The organism is Candidatus Termitispirillum reticulitermitis (assembly GCF_054655775.1).
This window is the reverse complement of the sequence record NZ_BAAIHG010000138.1, coordinates 1-1491: the sequence shown is the minus strand read 5'-3', so window position 1 is coordinate 1491 and position 1491 is coordinate 1. Positions and strand designations below refer to the sequence as shown.

Annotated in this window: 2 protein-coding genes; both read right to left on the bottom strand. The window is 42.2% G+C overall.

What is annotated here, in order from left to right; all coding sequences use genetic code 11:
• On the bottom strand, positions 1–442 hold a 442-nt coding region (locus AC1MDJ_RS07820), incomplete at its 3' end, for a lyase family protein (RefSeq protein WP_479690362.1).
• A gap of 19 nt (positions 443–461) precedes the next feature.
• The coding region (locus AC1MDJ_RS07815) for a DNA mismatch repair MutL family protein (protein ID WP_479690361.1) at positions 462–1491 on the bottom strand (1030 nt) is incomplete at its 5' end.

The window sequence follows — 1491 nt, the reverse complement described above, 5'->3', positions numbered from 1 at the left end:
CGAAGTATTCCTCTGCTTTTGCAATAATTACTTCTTGCAGGTTCTTTATATCATTTAACAGCTCTAGTATGAACGCTCTCATTTGCAGTTTTGAGTCAAGTGCAGTTTGGTCGTTCCTGCTGCGCGCCGTGTGGAGCTTGCCACCAGTGCTACCGATAATCTCTGTAAGGCGAGCTTCAACTGCCATGTGAATGTCTTCGTCTGCTGATGTAAATATTAGCTTGCCAGTAGCAATTTCATCTCCAACCTGCTTTAGTCCAGCTATTATTTGAGCCGACTCGTCTTGTGTCAATATGCCTGTGCGAGCGAGCATGCCAGCATGTGCAATGCTCCCTTGAATATCAAACGGTGCAAGCCGCCCCTCTATCAAGATTGTAGCGTTATAGTCCTCTAATAGTTTATTAGTCGTCAACTCAAAGCGACCAGCCCACATTTTACTCATATATAACCTCTCATTATCTTTATCTCTGAAATTTTCTGTTTATATCAGAACGCTTTATAATCCAAACAATAGGTCTGCCATGCGGACAGGTATGATAATTAGGCGTAGCAAATAGCGCACTGACAAGCTCCCGTTGTGTCTCTTCGTTCAATTTATCGCCTGCTTTTATGGCATTGCGACAAGACATAGTTACGGTGACATAGTCATCAATGGATAGTTTCTTGTTATAGACACCCTGCTGCAACAGTTCTGCAAGCTCGTATAATGTATCTTTTTTGAGTCTATCTATCGGCACACGTGTTATTTTTAGTTGATTATTACCGAATGGTTCATATCCATAGCCTGCTTTAGAAATCTCACTAGATAATTCACTCCAGATTTCAGCCTCTTCACTAGATAGTCTCAAGAGGACAGGTTCAAAAAGGGAAACTGACGCAATATTTTCGGCTCGCTTCGCAACATACTGTTCATATAGTATGCGTTCATGCGCTACGTGCTGGTCAATAACAATTAAATCACCCTCCGCTGACTGACAGAGTATATAAGTATTATCAAACTGACCTACTATAGAATAATCCGCTTCATAGCCACTAAATGGTAGCGGGAACTGTGAGCTTTCAGAAGGCAAATCACTACCTAATAGCTGCATAATGCTACTCGCTGAATGCTGGCGATATTCTTGTGCCTCGTATCCAGACTGTTTATGTTGGCTAGATTTATAATCAGGTTTATAATTACGTTCGTAATTTTGCTTATGAATCTCCCCTGCAGAAGCTGATTGGAAACTAGGCACAGGAGAACTGGACGTATTAGAAAACTTATTCAGTGCAAGCTGCATAGCCTCCGCCAGATATTTGAATAACGCAGATGTCCTATCGTTGGCAAAACGCACCTCTGACTTAGTCGGGTGGATATTAACGTCCACTATAGAGGCAGGCGTCTTGATGTGAACAACTGCCGCAGGATAAGCACCAACAGGCATTAACCTATGGTAAGCCTGAATTATCGCCTGAACAAGTCCAATATCCTTAATTACTCTGCCATTTACC